This window comes from Flavobacterium sandaracinum, from assembly GCF_004349135.1.
Lineage (GTDB): Bacteria > Bacteroidota > Bacteroidia > Flavobacteriales > Flavobacteriaceae > Flavobacterium > Flavobacterium sandaracinum.
The window spans coordinates 38,021-57,370 of the sequence record NZ_SMFN01000010.1; the positions used below are offsets into that span (position 1 = coordinate 38,021).

General features: G+C 34.7%; 24 protein-coding genes. 10 read left to right on the top strand and 14 right to left on the bottom strand.

Translation table 11 applies throughout. The annotated features are described in order from the left end of the window. Positions 1–75 precede the first annotated feature (75 nt). The 4 genes from E0F91_RS09735 (at position 76) to E0F91_RS09750 (ending at position 4,479) form a co-directional block, all read left to right on the top strand. Positions 76–1,110 carry a VWA domain-containing protein gene (locus tag E0F91_RS09735; protein ID WP_132066338.1) on the top strand — a complete coding sequence of 345 codons (1,035 nt, stop codon included), beginning with the start codon at positions 76–78 and terminating at the stop codon, positions 1,108–1,110. Between the two features lie 47 nt (positions 1,111–1,157). Then, on the top strand, positions 1,158–1,907 hold the full coding sequence (locus E0F91_RS09740) for a tetratricopeptide repeat protein (protein WP_073354472.1): 750 nt from the start codon (positions 1,158–1,160) through the stop codon (positions 1,905–1,907). Between the two features lie 20 nt (positions 1,908–1,927). Beyond that, positions 1,928–3,670 carry a BatD family protein gene (locus E0F91_RS09745; protein WP_132066340.1) on the top strand — a complete coding sequence of 581 codons (1,743 nt, stop codon included), beginning with the start codon at positions 1,928–1,930 and terminating at the stop codon, positions 3,668–3,670. Positions 3,671–3,735: 65 nt separating this feature from the next. Continuing rightward, entirely contained in the window at positions 3,736–4,479 is a 744-nt protein-coding gene (locus E0F91_RS09750; protein WP_132066342.1) for a tetratricopeptide repeat protein, read from the top strand. Positions 4,480–4,513: 34 nt separating this feature from the next. Here E0F91_RS09750 and E0F91_RS09755 read toward each other — a convergent pair whose 3' ends face one another. Then, positions 4,514–5,017, bottom strand: a complete 504-nt coding sequence (locus E0F91_RS09755; RefSeq protein WP_132066344.1) for a CvpA family protein — start codon at positions 5,015–5,017, stop codon at positions 4,514–4,516. A 155-nt stretch (positions 5,018–5,172) separates the two neighbouring features. Between E0F91_RS09755 and E0F91_RS09760 the strand changes: the two genes are divergently transcribed. The 3 genes from E0F91_RS09760 to E0F91_RS09770 all read left to right on the top strand — a co-directional run bounded on the left by E0F91_RS09760 (position 5,173) and on the right by E0F91_RS09770 (position 7,256). After that, positions 5,173–5,529 (top strand): hypothetical protein, encoded by a 357-nt coding sequence (locus tag E0F91_RS09760; protein WP_073354483.1) that lies wholly within the window; start codon positions 5,173–5,175, stop codon positions 5,527–5,529. Between the two features lie 111 nt (positions 5,530–5,640). Beyond that, positions 5,641–6,660 (top strand): phenylalanine--tRNA ligase subunit alpha, encoded by a 1,020-nt coding sequence (pheS, locus tag E0F91_RS09765; protein ID WP_132066346.1) that lies wholly within the window; start codon positions 5,641–5,643, stop codon positions 6,658–6,660. Positions 6,661–6,848: 188 nt separating this feature from the next. Beyond that, complete coding sequence (locus E0F91_RS09770) at positions 6,849–7,256, top strand: hypothetical protein (RefSeq protein ID WP_132066348.1); 408 nt, start codon at positions 6,849–6,851, stop codon at positions 7,254–7,256. 176 nt (positions 7,257–7,432) lie between these two features. Here E0F91_RS09770 and E0F91_RS09775 read toward each other — a convergent pair whose 3' ends face one another. The 4 genes from E0F91_RS09775 to E0F91_RS09790 form a co-directional block, all read right to left on the bottom strand. Further along, on the bottom strand, positions 7,433–7,648 hold the full coding sequence (locus E0F91_RS09775; RefSeq protein WP_132066350.1) for a hypothetical protein: 216 nt from the start codon (positions 7,646–7,648) through the stop codon (positions 7,433–7,435). A gap of 42 nt (positions 7,649–7,690) precedes the next feature. Continuing rightward, entirely contained in the window at positions 7,691–8,686 is a 996-nt protein-coding gene (locus E0F91_RS09780; protein ID WP_132066352.1) for an NAD(P)H-dependent glycerol-3-phosphate dehydrogenase, read from the bottom strand. Positions 8,687–8,995: 309 nt separating this feature from the next. Next, complete coding sequence (locus E0F91_RS09785) at positions 8,996–10,159, bottom strand: iron-containing alcohol dehydrogenase (protein WP_132066354.1); 1,164 nt, start codon at positions 10,157–10,159, stop codon at positions 8,996–8,998. Between the two features lie 4 nt (positions 10,160–10,163). Beyond that, positions 10,164–10,928, bottom strand: a complete 765-nt coding sequence (locus E0F91_RS09790) for a type 1 glutamine amidotransferase domain-containing protein (RefSeq protein ID WP_165930115.1) — start codon at positions 10,926–10,928, stop codon at positions 10,164–10,166. Positions 10,929–11,014: 86 nt separating this feature from the next. Here E0F91_RS09790 and E0F91_RS09795 point away from each other — a divergent pair, with 86 nt between their 5' ends. Beyond that, positions 11,015–11,911 (top strand): LysR family transcriptional regulator, encoded by an 897-nt coding sequence (locus tag E0F91_RS09795; RefSeq protein WP_132066356.1) that lies wholly within the window; start codon positions 11,015–11,017, stop codon positions 11,909–11,911. On the opposite strand, the gene nadD is transcribed toward E0F91_RS09795, so the two are convergent. The 6 genes from nadD to E0F91_RS09825 form a co-directional block, all read right to left on the bottom strand. Continuing rightward, a complete protein-coding gene (nadD, locus tag E0F91_RS09800) occupies positions 11,912–12,535 on the bottom strand; it encodes a nicotinate (nicotinamide) nucleotide adenylyltransferase (protein WP_132066358.1) in 624 nt (207 codons plus the stop codon). It abuts the gene before it with no gap. A 113-nt stretch (positions 12,536–12,648) separates the two neighbouring features. Next, positions 12,649–12,933 (bottom strand): four helix bundle protein, encoded by a 285-nt coding sequence (locus tag E0F91_RS09805; protein ID WP_165930116.1) that lies wholly within the window; start codon positions 12,931–12,933, stop codon positions 12,649–12,651. A 35-nt stretch (positions 12,934–12,968) separates the two neighbouring features. Continuing rightward, positions 12,969–13,547 carry a guanylate kinase gene (gene gmk, locus E0F91_RS09810; protein ID WP_132066360.1) on the bottom strand — a complete coding sequence of 193 codons (579 nt, stop codon included), beginning with the start codon at positions 13,545–13,547 and terminating at the stop codon, positions 12,969–12,971. A 117-nt stretch (positions 13,548–13,664) separates the two neighbouring features. Next, a complete protein-coding gene (locus tag E0F91_RS09815) occupies positions 13,665–14,525 on the bottom strand; it encodes a YicC/YloC family endoribonuclease (protein WP_132066362.1) in 861 nt (286 codons plus the stop codon). A 163-nt stretch (positions 14,526–14,688) separates the two neighbouring features. Continuing rightward, positions 14,689–15,570, bottom strand: coding sequence for a DMT family transporter (locus tag E0F91_RS09820; RefSeq protein WP_132066364.1), 882 nt, complete (start codon positions 15,568–15,570; stop codon positions 14,689–14,691). Continuing rightward, entirely contained in the window at positions 15,570–15,920 is a 351-nt protein-coding gene (locus E0F91_RS09825) for an arsenate reductase family protein (RefSeq protein WP_073352902.1), read from the bottom strand. Before E0F91_RS09825 ends, E0F91_RS09820 begins: the two co-directional genes overlap by 1 nt. 76 nt (positions 15,921–15,996) lie before the next feature. Between E0F91_RS09825 and E0F91_RS09830 the strand changes: the two genes are divergently transcribed. Then, entirely contained in the window at positions 15,997–16,455 is a 459-nt protein-coding gene (locus tag E0F91_RS09830; RefSeq protein ID WP_132066366.1) for a DinB family protein, read from the top strand. A gap of 23 nt (positions 16,456–16,478) precedes the next feature. Here the strand turns inward: E0F91_RS09830 and E0F91_RS09835 are convergent, their stop codons facing one another. The 3 genes from E0F91_RS09835 to E0F91_RS09845 form a co-directional block, all read right to left on the bottom strand. Next, positions 16,479–16,712 (bottom strand): hypothetical protein, encoded by a 234-nt coding sequence (locus E0F91_RS09835; protein WP_132066368.1) that lies wholly within the window; start codon positions 16,710–16,712, stop codon positions 16,479–16,481. 8 nt (positions 16,713–16,720) lie between these two features. Further along, entirely contained in the window at positions 16,721–17,164 is a 444-nt protein-coding gene (locus tag E0F91_RS09840; RefSeq protein ID WP_132066370.1) for a hypothetical protein, read from the bottom strand. Positions 17,165–17,239: 75 nt separating this feature from the next. After that, complete coding sequence (locus E0F91_RS09845) at positions 17,240–17,983, bottom strand: DUF3298 and DUF4163 domain-containing protein (RefSeq protein ID WP_132066372.1); 744 nt, start codon at positions 17,981–17,983, stop codon at positions 17,240–17,242. A 192-nt stretch (positions 17,984–18,175) separates the two neighbouring features. On the opposite strand from E0F91_RS09845, the gene E0F91_RS09850 reads away from it, so the two are divergent. Further along, the gene (locus tag E0F91_RS09850; protein ID WP_132066374.1) at positions 18,176–19,321 is read left to right on the top strand and encodes a cystathionine gamma-synthase; all 1,146 of its coding nucleotides are present in this window, start codon (positions 18,176–18,178) and stop codon (positions 19,319–19,321) included. The last annotated feature ends 29 nt before the right edge of the window (positions 19,322–19,350 follow it).

Below are 19,350 nucleotides of genomic sequence, written 5' to 3' on the forward strand. Positions count from 1 at the left end.
ATTAGAATGACCAAGTTTAGAATTTTGATTTAGAGTAAAAATCTAAGATCAAAGTTCATAAATCTAAAATTAAAAATGGAATTAGACGAAAAAAAATATTTATACCTTCTCTTTATACTGCCACTTTTGGTGCTTCTTTTTCTGTATAATTTATATTGGAAAAGAAAAAAACAACGCGAGTTTGGGGATTTAGAAATGGTTAAAAAACTGAGTCCTGAAAGTTCAGTTTTTAAACCCGTTTTGAAAGTATCAGTACTGATTTTGGCTTTGCTTGGACTGATTCTTGGTTTGGTAAATCCGAAGATTGGTACCAAAATGGAAACCGTAAAACGAGAAGGAATTGACATCGTTTTTGCAATGGATGTCTCCAAAAGTATGTTGGCCGAAGATGTAGCGCCAAATCGATTGGATAAAAGCAAGCAGATTGTTTCCCAAATCATTAATCAGTTAGGAAGTGATCGTATAGGAATTGTGGCGTATGCAGGAAGCGCTTTTCCAGTATTGCCTATCACCACAGATTATGGAGTGGCCAAAATGTTTTTGCAAAGCATGAACACGGGTATGGTTTCCTCTCAGGGAACGTCGCTAGATGAAGCTATAAAATTATCGTCCACCTATTTTGATGATAAAAGTAAAACCAGTAAATTATTGATTCTGATTTCGGATGGTGAAGATCATTCGGAAGGAGCCGAAAGCGCTGCCGAAGAAGCCAATAAACTGGGAATGAAAATTATCACCATAGGAATTGGAACTGAAAAAGGAGGGACAATTCCCTTAAAAAGGAACGGAGTTGTAGAGAGTTTTCAAAAAGACAATAACAATGAAGTGGTAATAACTAAATTGAATAAAGCCAGTTTAGAAGTGATTGCAAAAACGACTAAAGGGGGATATATAAGCGGGAATAATACCAAAGAAGTGATGGAATACATCAAGAATGCTTTGGATAACATTCAAAAAACAGAATTTGAAGCGACGGAAATGGCTGATTTTCAATCCCAATTTCAATGGTTCTTAGGGTTTGCTTTTTTACTCTTGTTTGTGGATGTTTTTCTGTTGGAAAGAAAAACGAGTTGGGTTAAAAAATTAGATTTATTTAACGAGAATAAATAATTATTTCTAAAAGGCTTCGAAACTTTTTGGATTTATAGATACAATAAATGAAAAGATTTAAAATTATTATAATTGCCTTTTTAATCGTTGCTTTCTCTGGGACAGCTGGATTGTATGCGCAACAAAAAGACCGAATTTTACCCAAAGCAAATAAAGATTATGCGGACAATAAATTTGTAGAAGCCGAAGCCAATTACCGAATTTCGGATTCAAAATTCCCTAATAAAGCCGCTGCTCCTTTTAATCTTGGAAATAGTATTTACAAGCAAAAACAATCTTCGGAAGCTAAGTTTGCGTATGCCAAGGCTTTGAAAAATTCAAAAACAAGACCTCAGAAACACCGTGCTTTTCATAATTTAGGTAATGTGTTCATGAATGAAAAAGATTATGCACAAGCAGTAGAAGCGTATAAAAATGCTTTGCGTAATGATCCGACGGATGAAGAGACGCGTTATAATTATGCTTTGGCCAAAAAAATGCTGAAAGATAATCCTCCAAAAGACGACAAGAAAAAAGACGAGAAAAAAGATCAAGAAAAGAAGGAAGATAAAAAAGACAGCGAAAAAGATAAAAAGGACGAAAAAGATAAAAAAGACGACAAAGGCGATCAGGACAAACAAAATAAAGATCCGAAACCCAATGACAAGGGAGAACCAAAACCAGCGCCAGGAGGAATTTCTAAGGAACGTCTAGAAAATCTTTTAAATGCCGTAAATAAAGAGGAGAAGAAAGTTCAGGATAAAGTGAATGCCCAAAAAGTACAAGGAAAACCAGTTAAAACCGAGAAGGATTGGTAATTCAATTAGACAGTTTGAAAATGAAAAATTATATAGTGGCAATTGTTTTATTGGTGTGCAGCACACTCGGTGCTCAGGTTCAGTTTGAGGCCAGAGTGAGTAAAAGTATGCTGGGCTTGAATGAAAGATTGCGTATTGATTTTATGATGAATGTAGATGGTGATAATTTTGTGCAGCCCTCTTTTGATGGTTTCCGAATTGTTGCTGGACCCAGTCAGCAGGTAAGTCAATCGTGGGTAAACGGAAGAAGTTCCTTTGAAAAAGCCTATTCTTATATTCTTTTGCCAAATAAAAAAGGTACATTAGTGATCAAGTCGGCAGCTATAGAATACAATGGTCAAATTTACAAAACGGCGCCTGTAAAAATCAATGTTACTGACGCACAAGAACAGCCACGAGACCCTAACGATACGCAAATAACTGCCGATGAAAACCTGTATCTAGTTGCTGATGTCTCTAAAGCTAATCCTTATGTCAACGAACCAACAACAGTAGTCTATAAATTGTATTTTGCGAACATTGGAATCTCAAATTTTAGAGAATTAAGTAAACCAAAATACAATGATTTTTGGAGTCAAAATATAGAAATAAAACAACTTGTAGCAGAGGAAGGGCTGTTTAAAGGCCAGAATTACAGGTATATAGTACTAAAGAAGGTAGTGCTGTATCCACAAAAATCGGGAAGACTTAAAATAGAACCGTTATCCTTAGAAATTGATGTGCAATTGCCAACGAATCGCAGGGATATGTTTGGTAGAATGGTGCTTACTGAAACCAGCAAAAGAGTTTCAGCAGGAGGAAAGACTATAAATGTTAAACCTCTGCCAGAAGCAGGAAAACCAGAAAATTTTAATGGTGCAGTTGGAAACTTTGACTTTAAAGTTACACCATCAAAGACTAATTTGAAACACGGTGAAAGTCTAGATTTGGTTGTAAGTGTAACCGGAAAAGGGAATTTAAAATTGTTCACTTTGCCAAAACCTGTAGTGCCAAATGCACTGGAAATGTATGATGCTGTTCACAGCGAAGATATCAGTACACCACTTTCTGGAATGGCTGGAAAATCGTCGGATAGTTACACTATAATTCCACAATACAGAGGCAATTATCCGGTTAAACCAATGCAGTTTTCTTATTTTGACCTGAGTTCTAGAACCTACAAAACAATAAAATCTCCGGAGGTGATGATCAATGTTTTAGATGGACCTACACCGGCTGATTCCACTACAACAGATGGAAATAAAAATAAAATTGTTGTAGAGGAATTTAAAACCATCAAATCAAAAACTAATCTTGTTATCATAGACAAAGAGGGTTTCTTTGGATCAAATTTCTTTATTGGATTGTTATTGCTTCCTTTTTTATTGGTTCCAATAATTGTTTTATTCAAAAAGAAGAAAGAGGCCATGGATGGGGATGTCTCTGGAAACAGAATCCGAATGAATAACAAATTGGCCAAGAAATATTTATCAGAAGCGAAGAAACAAATCAAAAACAAAGAACTGTTTTACATTGCGCTGGAAAAAGCGATGCATAATTTCCTGAAAGCGAAATTACACATTGAAACTTCAGAAATGAGCAAGGATAATATTCAGGAATTATTGTTATCTCGAAATGCAAAACCAGAAGCAGTAAATGATTTTATTGCGCTTACTGAAAATTGTGAAGTGGCACGTTATGCGCCTTCGTCAAGTGTTACAATACAGCAGGATTTTGATAAAGCGGTATTTATAATCTCGGAATTAGAAAAACAGATTGCTTAATAAAAGTATTAAAATTAATTTTTGAGTAAATAGACTTTGCGACTTCGTGGCAAAAAAACATAATAATGAAAAATATACTATACCTACTTTTACTTTCAACCCAGATTTTCTTTGCCCAAAATGGCTTCGAAAAAGGGAATGCGTACTATGCAAAAGGACAGTACACCGCAGCTATAGCAGCTTATGAAAGTGTTTTGAAAGACAATAAGCACTCCTCTGAAGTGTATTTTAATTTAGGAAATGCCTATTATAAATTGAATGAAGTAGCACCTTCAATTTATAATTATGAAAAAGCATTGGTTCTAAATCCCAATAATAATGATGCGATTAACAACTTGAAATTCGCTCAAAAACGAACGATTGATGAAATAAAAGTAATTCCAAAAGTGGGTTTTGCAAAGTTGATTCGGGATTTTACGGGAGTGTATCATTATAACACTTGGGCTTGGATTTCGGTTGGACTTGCTGTTGGGTTTTTACTTTTTTTTATAGGGTACTATTTTTTACAAAGTACAGTTTCAAAGCGAATTTTCTTTTTTGGAATGTTCGTAGTTGTTTTTTTGATCCTGATCAGTGTTTCATCCGCTATTTTTGAAAAAAGCCATTTTGACACGGAGAAACCTGCCATAGTTTTTGCCGAAATGACCGATGTTAAAAGTGAACCTAGAAATGGGGGTAAACCACTTTTTGTGCTCCATGAAGGTACTAAGGTATTTGTTTTTGAAAGCATAGGAGAATGGAAAAAAATCCAACTAACGGATGGAACTGAAGGTTGGATTGAAAGCAGTGCGATTAAGGAAGTGAAATAATAGTTTTTAATTGCAAATATTCAGTGCAAATTGTTTATTTGTCCTTCAAACTGCCATACCATTCCTTTAATGAAGGATACATATATCCCGCTGTTTTTTGAATTGGATTGTAAAAAAGTGAATTGTCTAACGTTTCTTTTTTGGTTAAAAAGTGGTTGTAATTTATTTTTTCGAAAACTGCAAAGACAATACTGATAATCAAAATTGTTTTTAATACCCTGAAGAAGCCACCACCAATCGTATTCAACCAGCCTAGAAAAGCAAAATCGGCGACTCCAGTCAGGAACTTTCCTAAAAGGGTGACTACCATAACCACAGCGATAAACGTGAGAATAAAAGCAACAACTTGAATTGTATTGGGATTCCACTTCACATATCCTACTAAAATATCTCGCATAAAGGAGGAAAATTTCACGGCAAAATATATTCCCGCCAAAAGTGAAACTAACGAAGCTAGTTCGACAAAAAGACCATTTCTGATTCCTTTATAAAAAGCGAAAGCCAGTAGTACTCCCAAAATAATATCTAAAAATCCCATAAATAAAAAATAAAGACAAAAGAACAAAGATAAAAGAATATTCTAAAGTCAAAAACGGAGTGCCTATCTTTGCCAAAATAATTTGATTATTCTATTTGAAAATCTGCGATACAAATCTGCATTCAAAAATCGTTAATCTACAATCAAAAATTAAAATGTCAAGAGACACACAACTTAAAGAACGCTGGGAACAGCTTGTAAATATACTTTCCAATCAATTTTCACAAGGAGAAGACTTAGATCTAGACGCCATTATTTATTTAATTGGAGTTCAGGAACTCGGGAAAGTACACAGTGAATACAAGAAAGACGAAAAATTAAACCTAATGCACATTGCCATTTGCAGATTATTAGAGCCTTACGGTTTCTATGAATTTGAGTTTTTTGATGAAGATGGATGGCCACATTACAGAGTAAAAGAGGAGTTGCCTCCACTAAAAGCTGGGGAACAATCTGTTTTAATGAAAGAAGCTATTGTAAACTATTTCTTAGAACGCGAAGTGATAGAATAGCGTATCAAAGGGAACTTCGTTAGATAAAAGTCTAATGGAATAAACTTGAAACATTAAACTTGAAACTCGGAACAAATTTCTTAAATTTGCACTCTCAATTATTGAATGAAAATGATAGACAAGATAAAAGAATATATTGGTGAAGCACAAGCTTTCTCAACTCAAAATACTGCTGATTTAGAAACATTCCGAATCAAATTTTTAGGAAGCAAAGGACTTTTGAAAGAGCTTTTTGCCGAATTTAAAAATGTTCCTAATGACCAAAAAAAGGAATTTGGACAGGTAATTAACCTGCTTAAAACTTCTGCTGAGGAAAAAGTAAAAACCATTCAGGAAGCTTTAGAAAATAAAGAAGAAAGTAAAGGATTTTACGGGGATTTGACCCGTTCTGCTGAACCAATGATTATTGGCTCTCGTCACCCTATTTCATTGGTAAAAAATCAAATTATAGATATCTTTTCAAACATCGGTTTCAATGTTTCTGAAGGTCCAGAAATCGAAGACGATTGGCATAATTTTACCGCCTTAAACTTACCGGAATACCATCCGGCACGTGATATGCAAGACACTTTTTTCATTCAAACGAATCCTGATATTTTGTTGCGCACGCACACTTCATCAGTACAAGTGCGTTACATGGAGAACAACAAACCGCCTATAAGAACGATTTCTCCAGGAAGAGTTTTCCGAAATGAAGCTGTTTCGTCCCGTTCTCATTGTATTTTCCACCAAGTGGAAGGATTGTATATCGATAAAGACGTTTCTTTTGCTGATTTAAAACAAACGCTTTTGTATTTCACCAAAGAGATGTTCGGAAAATCAAAAATACGCCTGAGACCTTCTTATTTTCCATTTACGGAACCAAGTGCCGAAGTTGATATTTATTGGGGTTTAAAAACAGAAACTGATTATAGAATCACCAAAGGAACCGGCTGGTTAGAAATCATGGGTTGCGGAATGGTAGATCCAAATGTTTTGAAAAATTGCGGGATCAATCCTGATGAATATAACGGTTTTGCATTCGGAATGGGAATCGAAAGAATTGCCATGTTACTCTATCAAATTGGCGATATCCGCATGTTCTACGAGAACGACGTTCGTTTCTTGGAGCAATTCAAATCAAGTATATAAAGAGTTATAAATTATATTTTTAGGAGCTATTTCCAGCTATCCGTTGCAATCTTTTTTGAGGCAAAAAGCCTCAAAAAAGGATTTTCACTGCTATCTGGGCTAGGGATTTCGGTTGACAAGAAAATTAAGTTTTTGAATAATAAATAGTAATTAATGAGTGAAGAGATTGCTTCATTCTACACAACGATATGAAAAAAGACATCATCATCCCCGAAGTAGAAAACGTTTTCCTAGCTGCCGTTCAAGAATGGAGCGACGATTTTATGGAAAAAGTATGGTACGCGTATTTGATAAATGACAGTGATTTTCTAATTGAAAGTGTTATGGTGGTTTCAAAAGCTTTTGGAACAATTGAGGGCGAAATGAAAAAAACATCGCTGTTGCGCCATGCTTTTGTAGAATTACCACCCGTATCGCTCGTGAAAATCGAAATGATTGAAAAAAGTGTTTTGGCGCTCAACAATGAGTTCATGCTTACCTTTTTCATGGATGGAAAACTGTACGATAAAAAGTTTACTTTCAAAGCAAATTCAATCAATGAAACTAACGTTGAAGAGGTGCCAATTTTATTCGTTGATGGTGTAATGGTAAAATAGCAAATTTGATACTACAAATAAAAGGCATTTTCTGATTGATTAGAAAATGCCTTTTTTATTTATAAACCTTTCATTCTTATTATTTGTCACGCTGGAAGCGTCCTAGTTAAGTTGCTTTTTCTAGTAGAGACGCCGCCTTTTTTAATCTGAAATTGCCATCTTTCGCTCCTAATAATTTATTTGGTTTCTCTTTTTATTTTGGACTTCCAAGAAGAGTACCCCAAAACAAATATTCCTAACAGGATATAAGCAACTGCTTTAAAATAAAAAAAAGGTTTGCTAACTTGATCCATAAAAGAGACCTCTTTAATTTCAAATAAAATCATAAAAACAGTCATAAAAATTCCCCATGGCAAACCTGTTTTAATCTGATATTTCCATCTTTCGCTCATAATAGTATTGGTATGGGTTTAAAATTAGCTTTTTTCCTTAATTTAATCCAGCTGATCCGTTAGTTTCTTAAAAACAGTTTTAGCATCTTTTCCTTCATATAGAATTGTATAAACAGCATCAATAATAGGAGTTTTGGCACCATACGCCTGATTGAGTTTATAAGCGCTTTTCACTGCGTAGTATCCTTCGGCAACCATGCTCATTTCCATCATTGCTGATTTAACGGTATAGCCTTTTCCTATCATATTCCCAAACATTCTGTTTCTAGAAAAAATAGAATAACCCGTCACCAATAAATCGCCTAAATAGGCTGAGTCATTAATGTTGCGTTTCATTTTATGCACTTTCTTGATGAATTTTTTCATCTCCCGAATCCCATTACTCATCAAAACCGACTGGAAGTTATCCCCATAGCCTAATCCATGTGCCATCCCTGCGGCAATAGCGTAAATGTTTTTTAACATGGCAGCATATTCCGTTCCAATAATGTCATCTGTAATTTTGGTCTTAATATAATTCCCAGATAAATTTTTAGCAACAACCTTAGCTTTATCCGGATCACCACAAGCAATCGTAAGGTAGGAAAGACGCTCCATCGCAACTTCTTCAGCGTGGCAAGGGCCAGTAATGACACCAATATTATAATAAGGAATATCATACTTTACATGAAAATGTTCCCCTACAATCAAACTTGTTTCGGGAACGATACCCTTTATTGCTGAAAAAATAATTTTATCTTGTAGCGAAACAGTTAGTTTTTCTAGTTCGGCATCTAAAAAAGCGGATGGAATAGCAAAAATGATGTAATCAGCATATGCTACAGCTTCATTGATATCGTTAGTCAGTTTTAGTTTTGTGGTATCAAATTCAACTGAACTTAAGTAATTTGGATTGTGTTTAAAGGTTTTAATGTGCTCTATTGCAGCTTCGTTGCGCATGTACCATGAAATTTCGGTAAGGTTCACACATAACATTTTTGCTATCGCTGTCGCCCAACTTCCACCACCAATTACTGCAAATTTTATATTTTCGGCCATTTTTTTATTGAATTTAATCAAAAGTACTTAAAAAACTATTAATCGGACAAATTAAATTAAAACGTGAAACCTAGTGCCAGCAAGCTTTAGAAATAAAATACGCAATTATTTTGAATTTAAAATAATTATTTTTGATTTTATATGCAATATAAGGATCAGTATTTCGTTCTATTGAAATATAATTTATTTTTTTAACAAAACCTCGAGAATTGATTTAGTTAGTTATATTTTAGAATTTTAAAAGGCGTCTCCTTTGATTGGAAGACGCCTTTTTATTTGATGCTAATATGAGCATTGGTAGTTCTAAAGTTAGTAACTCATTTCCACAATTGATTTTACCTTTTCTAAAGTGATATTTTGTTTTTCGCCCAATCCTAACCAACCTCTTTCTTTAAAACGATCCACAATGAAATCTGCTGTTTTATCAAAGTCTTTGGTGTAATCGGATAATTTAGTGTCCATTCCCATCGTATGGAAAAACGCAACGGTTTTGCTGATGGCTTCATTTGCGATTTCGTCCTCAGTTCCAGATAAATTGAAAATACGTTTTCCGTATTGTGCCAATTTTCCTTTTTTGGTTTCAAACATTACGCGGTATAAATTTGGACCAACAACCGCCAATGTTCTGGCGTGATCGATTCCGTACAAAGCCGTTAATTCATGCCCAATCATGTGCGTTGCCCAATCTGAAGGAACTCCTTTTTGGATTAATCCATTCAAGGCCATCGTGCAACTCCACATAAAGTTAGAAGCTAGAGCATAATCTTTAGGATTATCAACTACTTCTGGACCCACTTGGATTAAAGTTTGCAGAATGCTTTCGGCAATTCTATCTTGAAGATATCCTTCGTGCGGATACGTTAAATATTGTTCCAAAACATGAGTGTAGGCGTCTACAACTCCGTTTTGTAATTGTCTTTTTGGTAAAGATTCAATTACTGTGGGATCACAGATAGAAAATTTTGGAAACAAAGCAGATCCACCAAAAGCCAATTTCTCCTGAGTAGCTTCAATAGTTACTACGGCTCCTGAATTCATTTCGCTTCCAGTTGCTGGCAAAGTCAATACAGTGCCAAAAGGAATTACTTTAGACAAATCTTTTATTAGTAATCTCTTTTGAAGAATTTCCATTGGATTTCCTTCAAAGTGTACTGCAGCCGAAATAAATTTTACGCCATCAATTACAGAACCTCCTCCTACGGCAAGGATAAAATCGATGTTTTGTTCCTTGATTACATCAACCGCTTTCATCAAGGTTTCAAAATGTGGATTTGGTTCAATTCCTCCAAATTCTACGATTTCAAAACCTTTTAGATTGTTGATTACTTGTTCATGGATTCCATTTTTGAAAATACTTCCACCGCCATACGCCAAAAGGATTTTTGCTCCTTGAGGCACTAAGGTGGATAATTTTTCAATTTGTCCTTTTCCAAAAACTAAATTGGTAGGATTGTATAATTCGAAATTTAACATCTTTTTATTTTTTTGAATTCAATTGGTTTAATAATTTTTCCGCAACGAGTTTAGACGAAGCTGGGTTTTGACCTGTTATCAATAAACCATCTTCTACTGCGTACGGTTGCCAATCTCCAATTTTAGAATAGATCGCGCCATTAGCTTGTAAAGCATCTTCTAATAAAAAGGGTACGACATTCGTTAATTGTACCGCTTCTTCTTCGGTATTTGAAAATCCAGTTACTTTCTTACCTTTTACTAAAAATTCTCCGTTTACTTTTACGTTTTTAAGTGCTCCAGGGGAATGACATACAAAAGCGACTGGTTTTTTATTGGTATAAAAAGCTTCAATTAATTCAATTGAGTTTTTATCATTTGCTAAATCCCACAATGGTCCATGACCTCCAGGATAAAAAACAGCGTCATAATCCGCTTGTTGAACATCAGCTAGTTTGTGTGTTTTACTAAGTTTAGCTTGTAATTCAGTGTCTTTGTCAAATCTTTTAGTGTCTTCAGTAGCTGCAGATGGATCTGAACTTTTTGGATCAATCGGTGGCTGTCCTCCTAGGGGCGATGCAATATCAATGATCACTCCTTTATCAGCTAACTCATAATAAGGAGCAGCAAATTCTTCAATCCAAAATCCTGTTTTTTCTCCTGTGTTCCCTAATTCTGAATGACTAGTTAGAACAAATAATACTTTTTTCATACCTTTTTTATTTTGTGCAGTTGCTGTAATACAACTTACGGTTAATGCTATAATGGCAAATAATGCTATTTTCTTCATTTCTAATTTTGTTTATGCAAATTTAAGGCGAATATGTTATTAGTAAAAATAATTTAAATTATGTTTGTGATAAATATATTTATATCATGGTTAATCTCGAATGGTATCGAACGTTTAAATCGGTTTATAAAAACGGTAATTTTTCTTTGGCTGCCAAAGAATTATTCATCAGTCAACCTGCTGTTAGTCAGCAAATAGCAATGTTGGAAGCGCATGTTGGATATAAACTTTTCAATCGAAAGTCGAAAGGAGTCGAACCAACGGAATACGCTAAGTTACTCAATAATTTAATTATAGAAGCGCTAGACCGACTGGAAAATGTGGAAAATGGTTTTCGTGCCAAAGCGTTCAATGCCAATCGATTAATTTCTATTGGAATCTCAAAGCATTTGATGCGAAGTTTGGGAGGTGCTTTGGTTTCCAAATTTGATTTTATCGATTTTAGCTTTCATGAAAATGATGCGCTTTTTGAATTGGTTGATTCTAAAAAACTTGATTTTGCAATTGTCACCAAACAATATGACACGTTTGACACGATTCAAAAAAAGGTTGGAGAAATTAAGCAAGTGATTGTAGGTTCAAACACTATTGATGCTTCTGAGTTGAAATCTAGTATTAAAACAAAGGATTTCTCTGCTATCGAAAATTGGTTAAACGATCAAAAATGGTTCAGTCACAATGCGCAAATTCCACATATCAAATTATTCTGGTTGCATGTTTTTAACAAAAAAAGACCGTCGATGATTCCCAATTACATCATTCCGTCCGAATATGAAATGCTAGAAATAATTTCGAAAAACTCAGGTATAGCTGTCGTTTGGGATTGCAATGCTAAAAGTTTAATCGAGGAAAATAAAATCCAATTGTTGTGGAATAGCAAGCAAATGCCAAGTACAGAAGTGTTTGTATTATCTGGTAAAAACGATAATTTGAGTACTATTTTTGAGAATATTCAACAGGAATTGAAAAGAGTTTTGGAGTAATTATTTTTTATAAAAGTTATTATGATCGATATATTCCCAAACTTTTGCAGGCAATAAAGGCTGCACATTTTTCCCTTTTTTAATATTATCCCGAATAAATGTTGATGATATTTCTACAACCGGAGCGTCAATCATGTGGATTTTTGAACCGAATTTTTGTGAAATTTTCAAATCCAAATTGTCCGTATTGGTTGAATTTTTTTCTTCAGCTGAACCTTTGGTCTCGAGCCTTGGATACACATAAATAGTATGGTTTTCTAGAATCACTTCGTAGTTTTTCCATTTGTGCAAAGATCTTAAATTGTCTTCGCCCATGATTAAGGAGAACTCGTAATTTGGATATTTTTCCTGTAAGTGAACTAAAGTATTTACCGTATAATTGGGTTGCGATAATTTAAACTCAATATCTGAAGGTTTGATTTTTGGAAAATCTTCGGTGGCAAGATGCACCATTTGTAAGCGATGGTAATCATCAAGTAGAGTGCTTTTTTTCTTCAAAGGATTGTGCGGTGTAACCACCATCCAAATTTGGTCTAAATCCGCATGCTCCGCCATATGATTGGCAATGATGAGATGCCCAACATGAATGGGATTAAACGTTCCGAAATAGAGTCCGATTTTCATTGTATTAGTAACTAGTAATTAGTGACAAGTCATTAGTTTTTCAGCGTTTTCGAAAAAGAATTAATCATCTTTGATTCTTCTTCAATTTGCCCTATAATTTCTTTGTACAAAGTTTAATTTGTTATAAAACCAAGTTCATTAGCGATTAGTAATTGAGTTTCAATCTCGTATAATGAACCTCTCGAAATATCTAAAAAATGACTAAATGATTTTTCTGTATTTCTTCCATAACCTTCGGCAATATTAGACGGAATAGATACCGAAGCTCTTTTTAATTGACTTGTGAGCGCATATAACTCTTCTTTGGGAAATGATTTTACTAACTGATAAACTAAACAGACAATTTTAATTCCTTTTTGCCAGATCAGTAGATCTTTATACGATTTAATTTCTCCCATTTTTAAGCTAATTACTCGTTACTCTTTACTAATCACTATTTTTCACCTACAAAATTCTTTACCAATTGATACGCTTCTTCCAGAGCAACCGGTAAATCATAATTTTTGATTATCTCATCAAATTGTGGTGCTGTTGCCAGTTCTACAGAAGCTTTTGCAATACGCATATTGATTTTGTCATCACTTTCGGTAGAGCGTTCCTTTAATCTTCTTTTGAGTTCATCCACGCTTGGTGGTTTCACGAAAACAGCTAAAGTTTCTTCAGGGAATTTATGCTTGATGCGCAATCCACCAGAAACATCAATATCAAAAATCACATTTTTTCCTTTGGCCCAAATACGTTCCACTTCAGTTTTTAGGGTTCCGTAGAAATTATCGCGGTACACTTCTTCCCATTCCAGAAAGTCTTCGTTTTTAATGTGTTTTTTAAATTCTTCGGTAGACATGAAATAATAATCCTTTCCGTTTACTTCCTCTCCTCTTGGCTCACGAGAAGCTGCCGAAATAGAAAATTCCAAATTCAAATCTTCTTTGCTCAATAAATGCCTAACGATGGTCGTTTTTCCTGATCCGGATGGTGCCGAAAAAACAATTAATTTTCCTCCTGTGCTCATTTTATGCTGAATTTATTTCAGTATCTGTTTATCTTTTCCTGCAAGGTTTCTAAAACCTTGTAGGTATGTTATAAAATTAAGTAACCTGCAAGGTTATATAACTTTGCAGGTTAATAATTACAATACGTTTAATACTTGTTCCTTGATTTTTTCTAATTCGTCTTTCATTTGAACGACTAATTTTTGCATTTGTGCGTGATTGGATTTAGAACCCATCGTGTTGATTTCACGTCCCATTTCTTGGGTGATGAAACCTAATTTTCTTCCGTTAGCTTCCGTTCCGTTGATGGTTTCTAGGAAATAATCCAAGTGATTCGTCAAACGTACTTTTTCTTCGGTGATGTCTAATTTCTCTAGATAATAAATCAATTCCTGCTCGAAACGATTTTCATCTACATTCACTTTCAATTCTGAAATGGCAGTTTGTAAACGGTCTTTTATTGCTTGAACGCGTTCTGGATCAAGTGCCAAAGCTTCGGTCATGTATTGACGAATATTCCCAATGCGCAATTGAAATTCTTTTTCAAGAGACATTCCTTCATCTTTTCTAAAGTTCAGGATGTTTTGTAGCGCTTCTTCGATAACGGTTTGGATTTGTACCCAGTCGTTTTCATCGATTTCGTCGCGTTCTATTTTCATGGTATCCGGCATGCGAACCGCCATTTTCATTAGCTCGGTTTCATCAGCATCAGCATACACTTCTCTCAATTGGTTGATATAGGCTTTTACAATCGGCACATTTACTTTCGTAGAAGTTTGTTCCGCGGTACTTTCGATAAAAATAGAAAAATCTACTTTTCCTCTTTCCAGTTTCAGTGCAATTTGGTTGCGTAAACCCAATTCCATTTCGCGGTACAGCGAAGGCATTCTCACATTCAAATCCAAACCTTTACTGTTTAAAGATTTTACTTCTACCGTGATTTTTTTGGTTGGTAATTGCAAAGTTGCTTTCCCAAAACCCGTCATTGATTGTATCATATAATTTTCTAAAAGAGGTCAAAGATAATAAAAAAGTGGTCAGTACTCAGTTTTCAGTCACAGTCACAGTTTTCAGCGACAAAATTTGTAGTACTATTGCAAACTGCAAACTAATTTTTTAGATTTTTTTCCAATATTGTGAACTGCGACTGAACACTGCAAACTAATTTTTTTTCTGTGTTACCAAATAAACCCCAACAAATATCAAAACTGCAGAACCAATTTTCACCAAACTCAATTCGTCTTTGCCCAAGCTTATCGCAAAAATAGTGGCGAAAAGCGGTTGTAAATAAATAAAAACGGCAACCGTTGTTGGTTTTAATTCTTTCATCGAAAGCAAATTCAGCAAATAGGTCAGGAAAGTCGAAAAAACTACGACAAATCCTATTTTCCAGCAAATATCCATTGGAACCAAATTCCATTCAACAGCTTGAAATTGGCTCCAGCCAAAAGGCAAAACCATAATAAAACCGAATAGATAAATCCATTTTACAAACGTAAAAGCATTGTATTTATCCATTAATTTCTTGACGATAATCAGGTAAAATCCATAGGAAATGGCGTTGACCAAAACTAGAAAATTTCCTAATCCGGCGTTTGTGGCGCTGCCAATGGATTTTCCGTACAGAATAAGAAAAGCAGTACCAATAAGTCCAAGTACGATCCCAAAAACCATTCGTTTTTGCATGCGTTCCTTCATAATAATGGCTGAAAGCGTCAAAACAATCATTGGTGTAGAAACCATGATTACCGCTGCGCTAATAGGAGAAGTAAGGCTCAGTCCTTTGAAAAACGTAAGCATATTAAACGCCACGCCAAAGAAAGCTGCCGCAATAATGCGAGGAAAATCATTGAACGCAATTTTCTCTTTTGGCATAAAAAGCCAAATCAGCCAAAACAAAACTACCGAACCACCTACGCGCAAAAGAATAAAACCATAAGCGTCTATGAACAAAGGCATGACATCTTTGGCAATGGTAAACGTGACGCCATAAATTATAGAGACAATTGTGGCACCAATAAGTGCGAGATTTCTTTTGGACATTATGCCAACGCTTTCATTACCTGCAACATGTTTTGTTGGGTATTGCCGATGTAAATTTTGTCTTTGATAATAAAAACGGGACGACTCAAAAACGTGTAATGTTCCAAAATGTATTTTTTATAATCGTCTTCCGTCAACGATTTATTCTTTAAATCCATCGATTTGTATAACTGTGCTTTTTTGCTGAAAAGCGCTTCGTAACTTCCTGAAAGCTCACGCATTTTTTCTAATTCGGCAACAGTAATTGGGTCTTGTTTGATGTCATGAAATTTAAAATCATGTTCTTTCGGTAATGATTTTATGATTTTTCTGCAGGTGTCGCAAGAAGCGAGGTAGTATATTATGTCCATGTAAATAGCGATTTCTTTGTGCAAAGAAAATTCATTTGACACGGAAAATGATTATTTTTATCAAAAAAATATAAAAATGAATCAATTATTCGACGTCAGCACTACAAGCAGAAATATGGTTTCAAAATTTCTATCAGGATATACTCTTGAGCAACTCAACACGATTCCGGAAGGATTCAGCAATAATTTGATTTGGAACATCGGTCATATAATTGTGTCACAACAACTATTGGTTTACAAACTTTCTGGTTTGCCGATGATGGTTTCAGATGAATTAGTGGAAAAATACAAAAAGGGAACCAAGCCGGAACATATCGTAACCCAAGCCGAAGTGGACGAAATCAAATCCTTATTGTTTGAAACTATTCAGCAAACCAAAGTAGATTATGACAATCAACTTTTCAAAACCTACATGGAATATACCACATCAACTGGCGATCACGTTTTAAGAAATGCTGAGGATGCCATGGCTTTCAGTAATTTCCATGAAGGAATTCACATTGGGAATATGATGAGTATCCGTAAGTTTATATAGGATTTATTAATGAATATCGGGAGCTATTTCCAGCCATCCGTTGCAATCTCTTGATCAAAACGCTTTTTTTCTACGTCATAAAAGGAGCTTCCTGCGGTCGCTCTTTTCTGCCAAGAAAAAATAGCGCTTTGATCAAGAGGATTTTCACTGCTGTCTGGGCTAGGGAATATTTTTAATAAGACGATTTTAGTAAAAAATACTGAAGAGTGATTACTTTTATTTACTATTAAATGACCAATGGAATGAATTAGAATCATTACTCTGTTTAGTCGGTATATTTTATTTCCTTATATCTTTTAAAATACCAAAAAGTTCCAACTGTCAATATAACTATACTAGCCAACCAAATAAAATAACCATTTTTCACTGATAAAATTTTTCCAGATGTGCCACTTTCTGCCGCTAGAATAGAATTCCAAGAATAAAATGACATGGCTAAAATTACTGCTGCGATATTAATTTTTTGCGCTATTGGTTTATCCATTATTAGACAAAAAATAGAGATCAAGCACAGAGGATTAGCAAGCCATACTATCCATTCTAAAAGTCCACCTCCTAAAATTGCAGTGCTCCCCATTAAAAAACAAGATATTGACGACATAGTTTTAACACCTTGATAATCATACGTAAATGCATTTAATGTCAGCGATATAAAAAATATTGATAAACTTAATATAATTAGTAGTGTCTTAAAAATACTTTTCTCCATGTTTTTCTTTTTTATTCAAATATTTTTTCAGTTTTCGATAATGTGCTTGATTAACTTTTAACATGTAAAATAAATTTATTTAACCACCAAATAATCATTCACTTCAGTGTACGACAATAATAGTTCTTTAGGTCCGTCAGCATACGAAGCCGCTTCATAGGAATTGTAATAAAGCAGCAATCCTTTATCCGTATAAAAAATATTTTGGGGCAATTGGAATTTCTCTTTTTCGAACATTAATCTGGTCGAATTGATGGATTTGTTTGTAGGGATTTTATATTTTGACCTGAATTTTTTCTCGGCGAAAGCCTTGAAAGCAGCTTTGTCATTGAATAATTCGTCATTAGAGATTGACTTGCCTGTACTAGGATCAAACAGCAAAGAGCGCAAACCTTGGTATCCGTGTGCGCCTCCGGTGTAAGTGTAATGTTTGATTTCGATATTTAGTAAGGCATCGGATTGGTATTTTACGTCTCCTTCAATATTAGCTTCCCAACCAAATTTGTCGTTGGGAAATTCTTTTTGAAGTTTCTCGTAGGAATCGATAAACGAAGCCAATAAGCTATTGTAATTGGTTGCTGAATAGGGTTTTTCACCAAAATAAATAATCTCTTTCAATACCGAAAACACTTTTTTATTGATGCTGTCCGCCACAACCGGAACGGCATTTGCAACAGGTATTTTTACACTAATTGAAGGGCAATCTTCTTTACAAGGCAAACTTGTCGTTTTTTGAAAAGATTCCTCTTCAAAAACCAATTCGTTGGAACATTGAGCTACCGAAAAAAGCAATAAAGTGTAAATTATGATGTGTTTCATCTCGAAATTGTTAATTAAATACAAAGGTATCACTTGTGGCTTGGTTAAAATAAATTAAAGGGTAAATTTGTAGAACAATTTTTTAGTTGAAAATTCAATCTATGAAATTGCTAATATTAATTTTGCGGAATCGAACCCCTTTAAACAAAAGGGCGATTCGATAAATCACCGCTAAAAATAAATTTTACCTTTATGAAATTCAATACTAAAGTTATTCATGGTGGACAGCATCATGATCCAAGCACCGGAGCGGTTATGCCACCTGTATATCAAACATCAACATTTGTACAAACTAGTCCGGGCCAACCGATAAATCCCGATTATGAATACAGTAGAGCAGCAAATCCAACGAGAACTGCCCTTGAAAATGCTTTGGCGAGTATTGAAAACGGAACGCGCGGATTGGCTTTTTCATCAGGATTAGCAGCCACAGATTGTGTTTTGCGTTCTTTTAAAGCAGGGGACGAAATCATTGCGATGGATGATTTATACGGTGGAACTTACAGAATGTTTACGCGTATTTATAAAGATTCTGGAATAAAATTCCATTTTGTGGATATGAACAACTTGGAGAAATTCAAGTCTTTAATCAACGAAAATACAAAATTGGTTTGGGTAGAAACACCAACAAACCCTTTGATGAAATTAGCCGATATTCAAGAAGTTGCAAAAATCACCAAGGAAAACAAAATCCTTTTTGCGGTTGATAATACTTTTGCAACGCCTTATTTACAAAAACCATTAGACTTAGGAGCTGATATTGTAATGCATTCGGCGACTAAGTATTTGGGAGGTCATTCTGATGTAATAGCGGGAGCTTTAATTGTAAAAGACGAAGCACTTGGAGAACAATTGCATTTTCAACAATTTGCAACGGGAGCTACATTGGGACCCATGGATAGTTTCTTAGTGCTTAGAGGAATTAAAACCTTGCATTTGCGCGTGGAAAGACATTGCGAAAATGGAGGAAAAGTGGTGGAGTTTCTAAACAACCATCCAAAAGTCAAAACAGTATACTATCCGGGATTACCAAGCCATCCGTATCATGAAATTGCCAAAAAACAAATGAGTGGTTATGGAGGAATGGTGTCATTTACTTTTGTTTCAGGCAAAAAAGAAGACGCAATTGATTTTCTGGAAAAACTAAAAGTTTTCACATTGGCTGAATCTTTAGGCGGAGTAGAATCCTTAGCAAATCATCCGGCTTTGATGACACATGCTTCCATTCCGGAAGACAAAAGAAAAGAAATTGGAATTACAGACGACCTTGTTCGATTAAGCGTAGGGATTGAAGATGCTACTGATTTAATCGAAGATTTGAAACAAGCATTAGCATAACCGAATATCTTTTTAAACAAAAGCTCCAA